Here is a 17031-nt window from a genome sequence, read left to right on the forward strand (position 1 = left end):
ATCGACACCATCCGTCTGAATAATGCCAATCTGGACCTGACGGTGATCCGCAACGCGGCCATCGACGACATCGACCGCATTGACCTGAACGGAACCAGCAACACCCTGAAAATGGGCAAGCTCGACGTGATCGGTCTGGCCAGCGAAAACAACAACTTCAACACCACCACCGGCTGGGTGGCCAGCGCCACAGGCGGCGCCACCAACTGGGGCGCCATCAACAGCTATGCCCAGGTCGTGGTGGACGGTGACAGCACCAACACCCTGAACCTGAGCAGCAGCTGGGTGAACATTGGCACCGTTGAAAACAGCGGCAAGGTCTACAAAGTGCTGCAAAGCGCCACCGGCAATGCGCAGGTCATCGTGTACAACGATGTGAAGTTGATCTTGGCCCCCACACCGCTGACCAACGTCAACGAACTGGCCAGCGGCCTGAACCTGACCGAAGCCAACAGCGACGGCATCACGCCAGTGGCCATTTCCTTGCTGAACACCGGCGCTGTGGTAGGCAACACGCTGCAACTGAACTGGGGCGGCCAGATCATCAGCTACACGCTGACGTCAGCAGACATTGCCTCAGGCACGGCCAGTGTGCCCGTGCCTACCGCCACACTGACCACTGTGACCGCCGTGGGCACCGCCGCAAACGTCGGCGTGGGCGTCACGCTGCTGGACGGCGCTACGGCCATCTCGGCCTCTGACTCATTGCCTGTGACAGTCAACTTCGTGATGCCCACTGCACCCACCATCAACTCAGCCGCATGGGCGGCAACGGGTGCAGGCAATACCAGTTCGCTCATGGGTATTCAGGAAGCCTATTACGACAAACAACTCAGCGCTTTCACGGCCACCACAACGGGCTTTGTTGTCGACAACAAGCTTTATTACACCGAAGCAGTGGCCAGTGCCAACAGTGGCACGTTCATCCGGGTGCAACTGCCCACTATCGGTGCTGTGCCACCCGCCGTCAACGACACCCTGACCATCAACTGGGGCTCAGTCACGCTGCCGGTCATCACGCTCACCTCGACCAACATCACCACCAACAAATACGTTGATGTGTTCGTGCCATTCAGCGTCATTGACAGCCTGACATTTGGCGATGTGGCGGTCACCGCCACCATCACCAGCGCGGTCTCTGGCAACAGCTCGGCACCGGCCACCGTCACTGTGGACTGGTCTTACGATTTGCCTGCTGCACAGCTGACGGCTCTGAGTGCTGGCTTTGCCATCAATGGCGTCTTGACTGGCGATGGCACCGGCAACCGTGCCCAAGGGGTCGTCAACATTGGCGATATCAACGGCGATGGTTACGACGACTTGTCGATCAACCAGATCACCACAGGTGGTGATGTTTCTACCTACCAATACATCGTGTATGGCCGCTCAGACCTGACCACCGTTGAGCTGTCCAGCATGACGACGGCGGGCAACATCAATGGCTTTGTGATCAACGGAAGCTCTGACAACAACAGCAGAGGAGGCGACATCAACGGAGACGGCTACAACGACTTGATCATCAAGCAAAACGGCACCACAACTTATGTGGTTTATGGTGGCAGCGTCAGCCCTGGGATGCTCAATATCAGCGCCCTGGCGGCGAGCGCTGGCTTCAAGATCACCACCGCTTCATCGCTTGGATATACGTCCAACATTGTGGGTGACGTCAATGGCGACGGTTTTGATGACATCTTGATCAACTTGCCGACGGGCGACAACTTCTTGATGTACGGCGCTGCCAACAACACAGACGTGACTGTGCCCACAGACATGACAGTCAGCTATACCAACGGATTCTTCCTGGATGGTCTGGCCGGTGCCACATCGGGTGGTTCACTTAGCACAACAAGTGGCGACATCAACGGTGACGGTTACAGCGACATGGTTCTCAACAACTACGCTGCTAACGGTGCCAATGGCTTTGTGGTGTTCGGTGGCTCTAACCTCAGCACGATTGCACTGACCGCACTGGCCGCTGCCAGCAGGGGCTTTGCCATCTCGCCCGTGAGCGCAGGGCAAACCTCGTATTTGATCCAGAACACCGGCGATGTGAACGGTGATGGCCTGGCTGACATCATCTTCAACAACGGCGATACAAGCGGCAACGCTGCGTATGTGGCGTTTGGAAAGACGAGCAGCAGCACTGTTCAGATCAGCGCTTTGGCAGCTGGTTCGGGCGGTTTCATCATCAATGCAGGCGGAACCAGCACGATCACGAGTGTCGATGTGATCGGCGACTTCAACGGCGATGGTCTCGCCGATATGGTGGTGGCCTCCACGACGGCGACGATAGATGGCGCGGCCTCGGCGGGAGCGGCTTACGTTGTGTTTGGCCGAACGGGTACAACAGCGCTCACGATGAGTGACTTGTCGGGCAGTGAAGGTTTCCGAATCAACGGTATTTCGGGCGTGAAATTCTCTTCTGCAGTGAGTGCGGCGGGCGATGTGAACGGCGATGGTTTTGACGATCTGCTGGTGTCGGCTCCCATTGACAGTCCGACCAGCGGCCGTGTCCAAGCCGGTATCACCCGTGTGATCTATGGTGGCGTTGACAAGCTGGAAAGCATGACCTTCCAGCTCTCCAACGGTGATGTGATTGGCACCAGCGGTGCCGATACGCTCACCGGCACCAGCGGTGCCAACCAGTTAGTGGCCGGTGACGGCAACGACACCTTGATCGGCGGCGGCGGTGCGGATGTGTTGTACGGCGGCAGGGGTGACGACACCATCGTCATCGACGCCAGCAACATTGCGGCCTTGGCGGTCAACAGCGGCAACAACAGCCAAGCCATTGCCCGCATTGACGGAGGTAACGGCACCGATACCTTGCAGCTCACAGCCTCGCTGGACCTGGGCACCATCCGTCCGGCCGCCATCCAGAGTATTGAGCGCATCAACCTGACAGGCACAGGGACCTCACTCAAGATGGATCTGATGGACGTCATGGCTCTGTCGGAGAAGAACAACCCGTTCAACACGGCCACCGGCTGGACCGCTACAACCGCCACCAATTGGGATGCCGTGAACAACGGCGCACAAGTGGTGGTGGATGGCACAGCTGCCAACGACCTGTACCTGACCGGCGCATGGCAGAGCATCGGTCTGGTCACCAACAATGGCAAGACCTACAAAGTGCTGAGCGACCTGACCAAGGCCGAAGCGCAGGTGCTGGTGGACAGCAACGTCAAGGTGCACATGGCACCGACCATCGTGAGCACAGCCAATGAGTTGGCCGGTTCATTGAACCTGACCGAAGCCAACAGCAGCGGCGGCACGCCGGTGCGCATCAATTTGCTGGACACCGATGCGGCAGCCAACATGACGCTCACCCTCAACTGGGGTGGCCAGCAGATCACGGTCACGCTGTTTGCAGCTGACATCACCAATGGTTATGTGGATGTCAATGTCTGGACATCAAAGCTGACAGCCGAAACGCCGATTGGCACCACCGAAGCCGTGTCAGCTTCGGTCACCTTGCTCAGCGGCACCACCACGGTGGCTCAATCTGCTGCGCAACCGGTTGCCGTCAACTTCACGGTGCCGACCACGCCGATCATTGACAGCGCGGCGTGGTCTGCGACGAACATCGACAGCACGTTGACCGGTATCCCCGAGGCGTCTTACAGCGCAGACATCACCGCGATGTCCGCTGTCCCAGCTTCTCCTATGTGGGACAACACTTTGTATTACTCGGAGGTGTCCAATACAACCAATACCGGTAGCACGATTTTCCGGGTGCAGTTGCCGACCGCCGGGGCTGTGCCGCCGCAGGTGGGCGACACGCTCACCGTGCGTTGGGGTGACCAGGTGATTACCGTGGGCACATTGACGTCGACCGACATCACCACCAACAAGTTCAAAGACGTGACGATCTCGCAAGCCACGTTGGAGACGCAGGCATTTGGCAACGTGGTGGTGTCTGCCGAGATCACCAGCGCAGCCAGCGGCAACACTTCGCTGACCTCGCCTTTGACCGTGAAGTGGGCGTATGACTTGCCATTGGCTCAGCTCTACAGCTTGAGCCAAGGTTTCACGATCGAGGGCAATGTGGCCAGCGGAAAACTGGGTTATTCCAACGAAAACCAGGGCGCTCAAAACATTGGCGACGTGAACGGTGACGGCTACGACGATCTGGAAGTTTCCGACATCAACAGCAACCGTTACATCGTGTACGGCGGCAACCGTGATGTGGCGGTGAATGTGTCGCAGTTGACCGCTGTGGGCAACAGCTTTGGTTTTGCGATCACCGGTGTTGGTGGCTTTGGCGTCAGCATTCAATCTACCCGTGGTGGCGACATCAACGGCGATGGCTTGAGTGACATCTTGATTGGCAACGCCACAACGACACACTATGTGATTTACGGCTCGAAAACCAGTATCGGACAGGTTAACTTGACAGCGTTGCAGGCCAGCAATGGCTTCAAAATCACGTCGGCCAATACCGTTGTCGTGCCGTCGGTCGTTGGCGATGTGAACGGTGACGGTTATGAAGACATGCTGTTCAACGACCAGATCAACTACAACAATTACCTGGTTTTTGGTGGCCCTAATCTGACCAACATGACGCTGCCTACGGCATTGGGCACGTTCAGCAACTACGTGAGCATCACGAACGGCGCTTCATATTTTTCCGGTGGCAAGAATTCGACCTTGCATGGAGACTTCAACGGTGACGGCTACAGCGACTTCGCACTGGTCAATTACCCCGCTGCTGGAGGCACAGGGCCTGTGTATGTGTATTACGGCAGCTCGAATGTCTCGGCATGGGACAGTAGAACGCTGACAGCGGCAGGCAATGGCCGGGGCTTCCAGATCACGGGGCTGGGTACGGGCGCTAGATTTCAATCAACCAATGCTGGGGATATCAACGGCGATGGTATGGATGACATGGTGTTCAACGATGGCCTTACGAAAGCTTTTGTATTGTTTGGCAAGACCAACAGCACATCGGTGACTGCGGCTGATCTGGCAGCGGGCAATGGGGGCTTCATCATCAATGCCGGCACGCTCAACGTGAACTCACAGTTATGGGACGTGGACGTGGTGGGTGACTTCAACGGCGACGGCTTGGCCGACATGGTGGTGAGTAACAACGTCTTGAGCACTGTTGGTGTTGTCGGCGGTGGGGCTTACCTGGTGTATGGCCGCACAGCCACGACGGCCCTGACACTGGATTCGCTGGCCGTGTCGGAAGGTTTCCGCATCAGCGGCTACTCTGCGACGGCGGGCATGGAACTGGGTCGCACTGTGACAGCGGCAGGTGATATCAACGGTGACGGTTTTGCTGATTTGGCGATCACGAACCAAGGCAGTGAAACGGTGGGTTCTGCGACCTTGGCCGGTATCGTGCGTGTGGTTTACGGCGGTGTGGACAAGCTCGAAAGCATGACCTTCCAGGCGGCTAACGGCGATGCTGTGGGCACCACGGGCGCAGACACCCTGAATGGCACGAGCGGCAACAACCAGATCGTGGCTGGCGATGGTGCCGACACGATCACGGGCGCAGGCGGTGCGGATGTGCTGTACGGCGGACGCGGCGACGACCTGATCATCGTCAACGCCGACAACGTGGCCAAGTTGGGCCAGAACATTGGCAACAACTCGGAGGCGATTGCCCGCGTTGATGGCGGCGCAGGCATCGACACGCTGATGCTGGACGGCGGCGGCATCATGCTGGACTTGAGTCTGGTGAGTGGCCCCGCCATTCAGAACATCGAGAAAATCGACCTGACCGGCAGCGGCAACAACACGCTGAAGCTGAGCCTGACCGACATGTTGCAAGGCTTTGACAACTCCAACGTGTTCAACACCAGCAACACCACCAGCGGCCTGGCCGCCACGGTCAGCAAGAACCAGTTGATGGTGGACGGCGACACCGGCGACAAGCTGGTGCTGAGCGATTTGGCCAACTGGGCAACCGGAGGCAACGTGGTCGCCAACGGCCACACGTATGTGGCCTACAACCACAACACCAGCGCCCAGCAATTGCTGATCGACCAGAACGTCGTCGTCTCTGCCTCATGAGCCTGAGTTTTGTTTGAGCCATTGGGTTTGCTGTAGGAGCCAGCCCTGCTGGCGATTGTTAACGGACCACGCCCAATCGCTTGCAGGCAAGCTCCTACAACCCGCCGGTATTCGTAGGAGCCAGCCCTGCTGGCGATGAATGGGAGCTTCATGAGCACTATGCTGAAAACAGTCTTGAATGTGGGCTGCGGCCCACGGAATCGGGCGCATGGCTTTGCTGGCTTTACCCAAGGCTGGACCGAACTGCGCTTGGACATTGACCCGACGGTAGCCCCCGATGTGGTGGGCACAATGACCGACATGTCGGCTGTGGCCACGGGCTCGGTCGATGCGGTGGTGTCGAGCCACAACATCGAGCATTTGTACCCGCATGAGGTGCCGCTGGCTTTGGCGGAGTTTTTGCGGGTGCTCAAGCCCGATGGTCGGGTGCTGATCACTTGTCCTGATTTGCAGTCGGTGTGTGCACGGGTGGCCCGTGGTGAGCTGGCTTCGCCTTTGTACGAGTCGGCCGCCGGTCCGATTTCGGCGCTGGACATGATGTACGGTCACCGCGGCGCGATGGCGGCCGGTAATTTGTTCATGGCGCACCGCTGCGGTTTTACATTGCAGGTACTGGCCGACACCCTGCAAGCCTGCGGCTTCCCCCGCACAGCAGGCATCGCCCGCCCCGAAGTGTTTGATCTGTGGATGGTGGCCAGTAAAGCCGCCTTGAGCGACGCCGAGTTGAGGACATTGGCCGTGCAACATTTGCCAAGGCGAGGGCCCCCGTCCCCCTGAATCCCCCTGTCCCCTGTAGGAGCCAGCCCTGCAGGCGATAGCAACGGCCCATCGCTTGCAGGCAAGCTCCTACAAACCCCAAATACCCCAAACCCGTGCCCCTGTAGGAGCCAGCCCTGCTGGCGATGTACCGCTTGCTAACTGGCCGACGCTTTAACCCGTGTGTAAAGGTCTGGAAGGTCGTTGCAAATGGTCTTCCAAACGATTTCAAAGTCCACTTTGTCGTAGCCGTGCGACACACGATTGCGCATCGCGTACATGACTTGCCATGGAATGTGGTCGTTCTGTGCTGCAAATGCCGGGTCTACGCGCTGAATGTTGTTCGACGCTTCGCCGATGATCTCAATGTTGCGGATCACGGCATCCTGGACGAGGTTGCTGGCCAGAAAAGCCATTTCATCCATGTCGGCTACATATTCCTCAATGCGCTTGATGGCCTCAAGAATATGGCCCAAGTAGTCGGGCACTCGCAATGCCTTGTTCATACTGGGACCGCCTCTGCTAACACCTTGCCGCGAAACTTGTCGGGTAGGGCATTGGGGGTCAGCACATCGACCGACACACCCAGGAGCTTTTCCAGCTCAACTTGAATCCTGGCGACATCCATCAGTGTTGTGTTGGCTGTCGGATCGATCAAAATGTCCAGGTCGCTGCCCTCCTGGTCGTCACCGTGAAGCACAGAGCCAAAAACCCGCGCATTGCAAGCGCGATGGCGTTCAACCACGGCACGAATACTGGTCCGGTGGGTTTGAAGGGCAAGGGATGGCTTCATGAACGTTCTCCAACATCTAAATCCAGTTTCATCATAAAGCAGTAGGAGCCAGCCCTGCTGGCGATGGATGGTTCGCTGAGATTTGTAGGAGCCAGCCCTGCTGGCGATAACAACGGCCCATCGCTTGCAGGCAAGCTCCTACAAACCCCAAATACCCCAAACCCGGTCCCCTGTAGGAGCCAGCCCTGCTGGCGATAACAACGGCCCATCGCTTGCAGGCAAGCTCCTACAAACCCCAAATACCCCAAACCCGGTCCCCTGTAGGAGCCAGCCCTGCTGGCGATAGCAACGGCCCATCGCTTGCAGGCAAGCTCCTACAACAAAAATTGAGTCTCTTTGTTTGCGTATATGTGATGCATTGGCTACGATGCCAGCCAAGGAGGGCCGTGCGATGGCGCAAAAACCCCATGCCAGTCAGTTGCGGTTCGGTCGCTTTTCACAGCCGGGCGGTGTGTATTTGGTGACCACCGTCACGGCCCTGCGGCGGCCTGTATTTTTGGACTTTTTTGCAGCCCGAAAATTGATTCAAATCCTGCACCACCCAGACCTCATGTCGCATGCGCAGACGCTGGCGTTTGTGGTGATGCCGGACCATCTGCACTGGTTGATGCAACTGGGTCACACGGACAGTTTGTCGCAGTGTGTGCAGCGCATGAAGTCGCTGACCAGTAAAGCCTTGGGCGCAGGTTTGTGGCAGAAGGGCTTTCACGATAGAGCGGTTCGCCAGGAAGACGACCTGCCTGCCATCGCGCGTTATGTGGTGGCCAACCCCGTGCGCGCGGGCTTGGTCACCAAAACCGGCACCTACCCCCATTGGGACGCCATATGGGTATGAGCTATCTGCATCCCCTGTAGGAGCCAGCCTGCTGGCGATTGCTCGCGGACCACAACCCATCGCTTGCAGGCAAGCTCCTACAAAGCCCGAATGCCCCAAACCCCGTCCCCCTGTAGGAGCCAGCCCTGCTGGCGATGGCAACGGCCTATCGCTTGCAGGCAAGCTCCTACAAAGCCCGAATACCGCTGACCCCTGTGCCTTTGTAGGAGCCAGCCTGCTGGCGATGGCATTCGCCCATACACGCAGCTGGATCATGGTTGGTCCCCTTGTGGACAACGTCTGCGCAGCCAAACAAGGTCATCAGAAGGCGATTTTTGGGGGGAATTTCAAAAACACCAAAATCCATATTTTGGGTTGTTTTTTGTGATTTTGCAGTTGTTTCGAGGGCGAATTTCCCCAATTGGGGATTCCTGACTCAAGCCATGTTTGACACACTTCAAACCCGCCTGTAGCTCCCAGCCCCGTCCCTTGTAGGAGCCAGCCCTGCTGGCGATGAAACTGTGAACCACCAACCAATCGCTTGCAGGCAAGCTCCTACAGGCACCAAATGCCCAATCGCTTGCAGGCAAGTTCCTACAAGCCCCCAACCCCGTCTTTTGTAGGAGCCAGCCCTGCTGGCGATGAACCCCCCATCGTTTGCAGGGCAAGCTCCTGCAGACCCCGAAAACACCATTTTTATGATGAATCAGAATTCACCGATCAAGGCCGATGAGGTGTCGCTTTTGCTGCAGCAAGGCTTTGAAAAGCGTCAGCAAGGTTTGCACGAGGAGGCTTTGGCTTTGTACCAGCAGGCGGCAGATTTGCCTGGTGCGACGGAGGTGGCGTTTTTCAATTTGGGCAATGTGTTGTTTGATCTGGGCCGTTGGGCGCAGGCGAAGGTGGCCATGCAGCAGGCTTTGGTGTTGCAGCCGTCTTTGTGGGCGGCCGCCATGCAGAGCGCCCGCTGTGATGTGAGGCTGGGCCAGTTTGAGGCGGCTCGGGCGCAGTTTGCGGCGATTTTGCGGGCCGAGCCACAGAACTTCAGCGCTTGGCTGGAGTGTGGGCATGTGTGCCGCCAGTTGGGTCAGACGGCGCAGATGTTGTCTTGTTATCAGCGTGCTGCGGCGTGTGGGCCTGAGCGCTGGGAGGCGTCGCTGACGCTGACCCGAGCCTTGGAGGAGGCGGGTCAGTTTGACTTGGCCGCCGCCAGTTATCACCGGGCTGTGAGCCTGGCTGGTGCGGCCCATGCCAAGGGCCAGGAGCCTGCTGCGGTCCGTCAGGTGCATTGGCGCATGGCCAAGTACCGCCTGGAGCGCGGCGATGCGGCACGTGCGCTGGAGTCGATGCGCCAGGCTTTGATGTCGGCGCGCATTGAGAGCGCGCAGACGCCTTTGTCTGTCGATGACAAAGCCGAGATGCAGATTGACCTGGGTGACATGTTGATGCGTGTGGGTTTGGCCGAGGATGCACACCGCGCTTTTGAGCGTGCGTCGGCGGCCACTTCAGAGGCGTCGTTGGTGCGCTTGGCCGATTTGTCTTTTCGCTACAACTTGTGGCAAGAGGCGCAGGCGGTGCTCAAGCGCAACGTGGCGTTGCACCCGCAAAGTGCCACCGCACACTGGAACTTGGCCCATTCGTATGCCGAGAGTTGGCAGATGGAGGATGCGCTGGCTTGTCTGGCGCAGGCCGAGGCGATTGCGCCGCAGCCGGGGGCCATGTCGATGCGTGCGAGTGTGGCCGGGCGCACGGGTGATGCCGAAACGGCGCTCAAGTTGTACAAGGCCTTGGCCGATGCCGAGGGGCCGCTGTCGAAGATGCGTTCGAGTGCAGCGATGAGTTCGCTTTACAGCGACCAGTTGTCGGCACAAGAGGTGGCGGCTTTGCACCGTGAGCTGTTTGCCCCGCTGGGTGAGGGCGCGCGCAGTGCCGGGAGCTTTGCCAACCCGCGTGAGCCGGGCAAGCGTTTGCGCGTGGGCCTGGTGTCGGCGGACTTTCATCACCAGCATCCGGTCAATATTTTCATGCAGCCGGTGCTGGCGCGTTTGGACCGCACGCAGTTTGAGGTGACGGTGTATTTCACCGGGGTGACGAATGACGAGCAGACCCGTTTGGCGCGTGCGCGTGTGGCGCATTGGGTGGAGTGCTCGAGTTGGAGTGATCTGCAGTTGGCGCGGCGCATTGAGGCCGATGGCATCGACATCTTGCTCGACCTGGCGGGCCACACCAGCATGCAGCGCATGAGTTTGTTTGCGCAGCGTGCCGCGCCGGTGCAGGCCACGTTTTTGGGTTACCCCGCTTCGACTGGCGTGCCGCAGATGGACTGGATTGTGGCCGACCCGGTGGTGGCACCCGAGGGCAGTGAACACCTCTATTCGGAGCAGGTTTACCGCCTGCCGAACACGGTGTTTTGTTTCGCGCCCGAAGCAGACTACCCCCTGGTGCTGCCCACCTGTAGGAGCCAGCCCTGCTGGCGATCTGAGGAGGCTGATCCCTTGCAGGGCAAGCTCCTACAGGGAGATGGGCATGCACAGCGGCCGTTGACGTTTGGCTCTTTCAACAATGTGCCCAAACTCACGCAGCACACGTTGGCCCTGTGGGCGCGGGTGTTGCAGGCGGTGCCGGGTTCGCGTTTGTTGCTGAAGGCCCCGAGCTTCAAGGATGAAGGGGCCATTCGTGCTTTCAAGGCGCGTTTTGCGGCGTTGGGCATTGGCGAAGACCGGCTCGAATTTCGTGGTCCGGTGGGCCTGGCCGACATGATGGCAGAGTACGCCGATGTGGACATTGCGCTGGACCCGGTGCCCTACAACGGCGGCACCACCACGCTGCAGGCCATGTGGATGGGCGTGCCGGTGGTGGTGAAAGCGGGGCACAACTTTGTCTCGCGCATGGGCGCGAGCTTCATGCGCGCTGCCGGTTTGCCCGAGTGGGTGGCTGCAGACGATGACGCTTATGTGGCCGTTGCCGCACGCATGGCGGCCGACCGTCAGGCTTTGCTGGCCCTCAAACAAGGTTTGCGCGAACGCCAACGGACTGCCCCTGCCTGGAACGTGGATCAGTACACCCTGGATTGGGCAGCAGCCTTGCGCCAGATGTGGCAGCTGCATTGCGATGCGATGAATTCAACAAAAGGAAAAACGCGATGAACGCGATACCCGAAGCGGCGCTGACCAGCGCCCCATCGACCCAGGGAGGGTCTGACCCCTTGTTGCATTGCCTGGCCTTGGCCTCGCACTTGCTCGGCTTGCCGGTGCATGTGTCGGCGTTGCGGGTGGGTTTTGCGGTGGACGACAACGGCCATGTGCCTGCGGCGTCGATGCCCGACATGGCGCGCCAGCATGGGCTGATGGCTGCCTGGTCGCGCACCAAACCGAGTGCGGTGCCGGGCTATGTGTTGCCAGTGATCGTGCCTTTGCAAGATGGCAGGGCTTGCGTGTTGCGCACCATCGAGCAGGGGCGGGCGCAGATTTTGTCGCCCGAGACGGGTCAGCAGGAGCTGGTGATGTCGGCTGACGAGCTGGATGCACTGGCCACGGGCGAGGTGCTGGTGGTCAAGCTGACTCCGCAGCAGGCCGACCAGACGCTGACACCCATGAAGGGCGCGGCCTTTGACTGGTTTTGGGGCACGCTGTGGCGCTTTCGGCATTTTTATGTGGAGTCGATGCTGGCCACGGTGGTGGCCAACATTTTGGCGCTGGCGAGTGTGTTTTTCACGATGAACGTGTATGACCGTGTGGTGCCGACGCAGGCTTATGCCTCGCTGTGGACGCTGGCCATTGGCACGTTGGTGGCGGCGGTGCTGGAGTATGTGATGCGTTGGCTCAAGGCGCGCTTGGTGGACCTGGGCGGCAAGCGGGCCGATCTGGCGATCAATGCCACGCTGCTGCGCGAGATCATGTCGATCCGTTTGGAGCACCGGCCTCAGTCGATTGGCATTTTTGCCAGCTCGATGAAAGACTTTGAGGCGCTGCGCGATTTCTTTTCGTCGGCCTCGTTGGTGGTGTTGGCCGATTTGCCATTTGTATTGGTCTTTATCTTGTTGATCGCCATCGTGGGCGGGCCGTTGGCCTGGGTGCCTGCGCTGGCCGTGCCTCTGGTGTTGCTGCTGGCCTGGTGGGTGCAAAAGCCCTTGACGGTGGCCATGCGCGAGAACATGAAGGAGTCGGGCGACAAGCAAAGCGTGTTGGTGGAGGCGGTGCTGAACATGGAGCTGCTCAAGGCGCACAACGCCGAGGGCTATTTGCAGCGCCGCTGGGAGCAGTCGAACCTGGCCGGGGCCGATTCGTACCGCAAGATCCGTTCGCTGTCGAATGCGGTGACCGGCTTCATCGGCACCTTGTCGCAGGTGGCCACGGTGGTCACGGTGGTGTGGGGGGTCTACATGATCCACGCCAACCAGTTGACGCTGGGCGGTTTGATTGCTTGCGTGATTTTGCTGGGCCGTGCAATCTCGCCGCTGGGCAGCGTGATGGGCTTGGCGGCCCGTTTTCAGCAGGCCCGCACGGCGTTGGACACACTCGATGGTTTGATCAAGCGCCCGCGTGACCGTGAGGTGGGCAAGCGCTATGTGGTGCCCGAGCAGGTGCAGGGGCGCATCGAGGCGATGGATCTGGAGTTTGCCTATCCGGGCGAGTCAAGGGTGCCTGTCATTCGCCGCCTGAACATGGTGGTGGAGGCGGGCTCGCACATGGGCTTGTTAGGCCGCGTGGGCAGTGGCAAGAGCACGCTGATCCGCTTGATGGCGGGTCTGTATGACCCGCTGGGCGGCAGTGTGCGGGTCGATGGTGTGGACTTGCGCCAGCTGGACCCGGTCGAGTTGCGGGCCCGGATGGGCTATGTGTCGCAAGACCCGCAGTTGTTCATGGGCACCCTGCGCGAGAACCTGGTGCTGGCAGACAGTTGGATTTCGGACGCCAAGATCGTGCAAGTGCTGCAGGCGCTGGACATCTACAACATGGTGGCGGCGCATCCCAAGGGCCTGGACATGCCGCTGACCGAGGCCGGTGGCGGTTTGTCGGGTGGGCAGCGCCAACTGGTGAGCTTGGCGCGGCTGATGCTGCGCGACCCGGCCATTGTGTTCATGGACGAGCCCACGGCCAACATGGACCAGAACACCGAAGCCCGTGTGATCGCGGTGCTGGGCCAGTGGCTGCAAGGCCGCACGCTGGTCTTGTCGACCCACCGCACGCAGTTGCTGGAGTGGGTGGACCGCATGGCCGTGATCGATGCAGGTCAGTGCCTTTTGGAAGGCAGCAAGGACGAGATGATTGAAAAACTGAGCAAGGGCATTGCGGTTCCCGCGAAAGCCAATGCCGCACAAGGAGGTGCAGCATGAGCCGCAAAGAATTTGGCATCCTGACGGTGGACGAGGAAGAGCGCCGCGCCAGCCAGTGGTTGCTGTGGTCGACCGTGGTGACTTTGGTGGTGGCCTTGTTGTGGGCCGCCTGGTTTGAACTGGACGAGGTCACCCGAGGTCAGGGCAAGGTGATCCCGGCCAGCCGCGAGCAGGTGGTGCAAAGCCTTGACACAGGGGTGGTCAGCCAGATCCTGGTGCGCGAGGGGGCGGTGGTCAAAAAAGACGATGTGCTGGTTCGTTTTGACGATGCGCGTTCGGGCCCGGTGTTTCGCGAGGCCAATGAAAAGAAGCTCGCACTGGCCGCGCTGGCGGTGCGCTTGCGTGCAGAGGCTTACGGGCGTCCGTTGGAGTTTGACAAGCGTGTTCCTTCCGAGTTGGCTGCGCGCGAGCGCCAGGCCTACGCAGCGCGTCGCCAGTCACTCGACGAAGCGCAGGCCAGCTTCAAGCGGTCGCTGGAAGCGCTGAACCGCGAGATCGCCATGACCGAGCCCTTGACCAAACAAGGTGTGGTGTCCGAGGTGGAGTTGCTGCGCCTGAAGCGTCAGCAGGCCGATTTGTCGGGCCAGATGGCCGAGCGCCGCAACCGGTATGCCACCGATGCGGCCAACGAGCTGGTGCGGGTGGATTCTGAGTTGTCGCAAACCCGCGAGAACGCGTCGGCACGGGAGGATGCGTTCATCCGCACCGTGATCAAGGCACCCATGGATGGCGTGGTGAAAAACGTGCAGGTGACCACCATTGGCGGTGTGGTGCAGGCGGGCATGCCGATTCTGGAGATCGTGCCCACACAAGACCAGATGCTGGTGGAGGCCTATGTCAAACCGGCCGAGGTGGCCTTCCTGAAGAACAACCAGAAGGTGATCGTCAAGCTCACGGCGTATGACTACAACCGCTTTGGCGGGCTGGAAGGGGTGCTGGAGCACATCAGCCCCGACACGATGCGCGATGAAAAACAGCGCCGCCCAGGCGTGGCGATGGAGCTGGAAGAGGGCTATTACCGCTTGCTGGTGCGCATCACCGAAACCAACTGGCAGCGCAATGGCCTGCGCATGCAGCCGCTGCCGGGCATGACGGCCACGGTGGAGATCAAGACGGGGCAGAAGTCGGTGCTGGAGTACCTGTTCAGACCGTTGCAAAGCGTGACGCAGGCACTGCGCGAGCGTTGACGGTTTTCGGGTTTTGAAGCCTCAGGGCTTCAGCTCCCGGATGATCACCGCCAAGGCGTGTCGCAGGTATTGCCCGGCCAGTGAGTGGGCTTGCGCATCGATGGCCAACATGCCGCGTTGCGTGGCCATCAGGTCGTGGGTGTAAGCCTGGTCGAGTTCCAGGCTGACCCGGTAAACCGCTTGCTCGGGGATCCACTTGCCCTGTTGTTCCCTGACCAGAATATGCCCACCATGCAAGGCCGTGAGTTGGCCGTCGGGCAGTACCCGGGTGGTGTCCTTGTCGATGCTGACCACTTGGGCCGTGAGTGCTTGGGGCAAGCCTTCGGCCCTGAAGCGGGCAGGGGCACCGATCCGGATGCGGCTGGCCTGCTCTTCGTCGACCCAGGTTTCAATGCGCCAGGGGGCATGACCAATGACCACACCGATCTTTTCGTTTTTGTCCAGCCATTGCCCTGAGCGCATGTCCGGGTCGCTCAGCAAGAAACGCCCGGCAAAAGGCGCTTGAGGTTGGTAGCGCTGCTGCATTTGCTGTGCGCGGTCGAATTCGGCCTGTGCCGATTGCAGTTGGTTGTGTGACAACGCCAAGGGTGTGCCTTGTTGCCCCTCTGGCATGCCTGCCGTAGCGGCCTGCCAGTTCAGGCGCTGCCAGCGCGACTGGCTGATGTTCATTTGCAGCAACACATCGGGTGCGCGCAAATGAACCAGCGTTTGGCCCGCGGTGACATCCTGGCCATGCCGTGCGTGGAGTGTTTCAACCACGGCCGGGCCGGGGGTGTGCACCGGCCATATTTCGGAGGGCTTGAACAAAGCCATGACCGAGACATGCGTTGGCAAAGGGATGGCAAACAGCACCAGCAACACAGCGGCCACAGCCCCCGTCACTTTGGCGCGTGGACTCTGCACGATGTGGGTGCGCCGGGTCAGCCATTCGCGCAGTTCACTGCGCAAGGGAAACCAGATGAACCAGTAAATTTCGATGCCGAACAGCACCACCCCCAGCAGTTTGGTGAACAGGTGGTAGACCATCAAGGCAATGCCGACGAAGAGCACCAATCGGTAAATCCAGGTGGCCCAGGCGAAAACGATCAAGGCGGTGGATTTCCAGGCTGGCAACACCTCGGGGGTGGGCTCATTGAGCTTGAACAGCCACTCTCGCAGACGCCAGCGCGCCAGGGCAAAACTGCGCTGATGCAAGTTGGGCATGTCCAGCAGGTCACACACGATGAAATAGCCATCGAAGCGCATGAAGGGGCTGGTGTTCAGGGCGATGGTCATGCCCAAGCTGATGAAGGCCACAAAAAACATGGCCGAACGCAGTGCGCCATCGGGCAAAAGTGACCAGGCCAGCAGGGCCCAGGCGGCCAGCATGGCTTCGGTGGCAATGCCCGCGCTGGAGATTTGCAGGCGCTTGCGCCGGTCAGCGATTTTCCAGGCTTCGTTGGTGTCGGTGTAGGCCATGGGCCACATCACCAAAAATGCCACCCCCATGGTGGGCACCCGTCCGCCATGCCGCTTCAAGGCATAGGCATGGCCGAGTTCGTGCAGCACCTTGACCACAAACAGGGCCAGGCCATAAGAGGCAAAGCCCTCCAGGGTGAGCGTGTCCAGCAAGAACGCGTGAAAGATGTCCCATTGCTGGACGACTTGTGACAGCCCGAAAACCAGTGCGGCCGCGGTGAGCCACCGAAAGGGCGTGGAAAAGAACACCTCGGCGATCCGCATCGTGCGTTCCAGCCACGGGTCCGGGCGCACCAATGGAAACCTGAAAAACAGGTAATGGTGGATCAGCCATTGCCACCAGGTGTTTTGGGCGGCTTGTTTGCGCTCGGCCATTTTTTGAATGCCTTCGGCGCTGTCGACGCGCAAAAGCTGCTGCTCTGCCAGGAACTTCAGGGTGCGTTCCAGGTCTTCCAGCTCCACCTCAAGGGGGGTGTCACGTTCAATGGCTTGCACGATGGCCGGTCCATCGTCCAGGCTCCAGCGGCTGAGGATTTCAAAGGTCAGCCAGTCGATTCTGAAAAACTGTTGGCGCACCGGGTCTTGCAAAACCCAGCTGGGCTGGCCGTTGGCCAGTTTGGGGCCTTCAAAAATATCCAGTTCTTCGCGCAGAGAGGGCAGTGCCATG

10 protein-coding genes (1 of these 10 cut by a window edge) are annotated in these 17031 nt (G+C 59.8%); 6 read left to right on the forward strand and 4 right to left on the reverse strand.

What is annotated here, in order from left to right:
• Together ACZ5VE_RS05175 and ACZ5VE_RS05180 are read left to right on the forward strand one after the other, a co-directional pair.
• A protein-coding gene (locus ACZ5VE_RS05175; protein ID WP_464456971.1) for an Ig-like domain-containing protein crosses the window boundary here: on the forward strand, positions 1-6024 show its 3' portion. It extends 21042 nt beyond the left edge of the window; the window shows 6024 of its 27066 coding nt (coding positions 21043-27066); the start codon falls outside the window, past its left edge; its stop codon occupies positions 6022-6024.
• Positions 6025-6174: 150 nt separating this feature from the next.
• Complete coding sequence (locus ACZ5VE_RS05180) at positions 6175-6801, forward strand: class I SAM-dependent methyltransferase (protein ID WP_464456972.1); 627 nt, start codon at positions 6175-6177, stop codon at positions 6799-6801.
• Between the two features lie 137 nt (positions 6802-6938).
• Here the strand turns inward: ACZ5VE_RS05180 and ACZ5VE_RS05185 are convergent, their stop codons facing one another.
• The gene (locus ACZ5VE_RS05185; RefSeq protein WP_464456973.1) at positions 6939-7286 is read right to left on the reverse strand and encodes a HepT-like ribonuclease domain-containing protein; all 348 of its coding nucleotides are present in this window, start codon (positions 7284-7286) and stop codon (positions 6939-6941) included.
• A complete protein-coding gene (locus ACZ5VE_RS05190; RefSeq protein ID WP_464456974.1) occupies positions 7283-7573 on the reverse strand; it encodes a nucleotidyltransferase family protein in 291 nt (96 codons plus the stop codon). The genes ACZ5VE_RS05185 and ACZ5VE_RS05190 overlap by 4 nt, the downstream gene beginning before the upstream one ends.
• Before the next feature lie 391 nt (positions 7574-7964).
• Between ACZ5VE_RS05190 and ACZ5VE_RS05195 the strand changes: the two genes are divergently transcribed.
• A complete protein-coding gene (locus ACZ5VE_RS05195; RefSeq protein ID WP_464456975.1) occupies positions 7965-8408 on the forward strand; it encodes an REP-associated tyrosine transposase in 444 nt (147 codons plus the stop codon).
• A gap of 166 nt (positions 8409-8574) precedes the next feature.
• Here ACZ5VE_RS05195 and ACZ5VE_RS05200 read toward each other — a convergent pair whose 3' ends face one another.
• Positions 8575-8808, reverse strand: a complete 234-nt coding sequence (locus tag ACZ5VE_RS05200; protein ID WP_464456976.1) for a hypothetical protein — start codon at positions 8806-8808, stop codon at positions 8575-8577.
• A 280-nt stretch (positions 8809-9088) separates the two neighbouring features.
• Here ACZ5VE_RS05200 and ACZ5VE_RS05205 point away from each other — a divergent pair, with 280 nt between their 5' ends.
• The 3 genes from ACZ5VE_RS05205 to ACZ5VE_RS05215 are packed head-to-tail and all read left to right on the forward strand — an operon-like array spanning position 9089 to position 14906.
• Complete coding sequence (locus tag ACZ5VE_RS05205) at positions 9089-11530, forward strand: tetratricopeptide repeat protein (protein ID WP_464456977.1); 2442 nt, start codon at positions 9089-9091, stop codon at positions 11528-11530.
• The gene (locus ACZ5VE_RS05210) at positions 11527-13719 is read left to right on the forward strand and encodes a type I secretion system permease/ATPase (RefSeq protein ID WP_464456978.1); all 2193 of its coding nucleotides are present in this window, start codon (positions 11527-11529) and stop codon (positions 13717-13719) included. The genes ACZ5VE_RS05205 and ACZ5VE_RS05210 overlap by 4 nt, the downstream gene beginning before the upstream one ends.
• Positions 13716-14906: a hemolysin secretion protein D gene (locus tag ACZ5VE_RS05215; protein ID WP_464456979.1), complete on the forward strand. Its 1191-nt coding sequence runs from the start codon at positions 13716-13718 to the stop codon at positions 14904-14906. Before ACZ5VE_RS05210 ends, ACZ5VE_RS05215 begins: the two co-directional genes overlap by 4 nt.
• 21 nt (positions 14907-14927) lie before the next feature.
• Here the strand turns inward: ACZ5VE_RS05215 and ACZ5VE_RS05220 are convergent, their stop codons facing one another.
• Positions 14928-17030, reverse strand: a complete 2103-nt coding sequence (locus tag ACZ5VE_RS05220) for a site-2 protease family protein (RefSeq protein WP_464456980.1) — start codon at positions 17028-17030, stop codon at positions 14928-14930.
• Position 17031: the final 1 nt, after the last annotated feature.

This window comes from Limnohabitans sp. INBF003 (genome assembly GCF_055396645.1).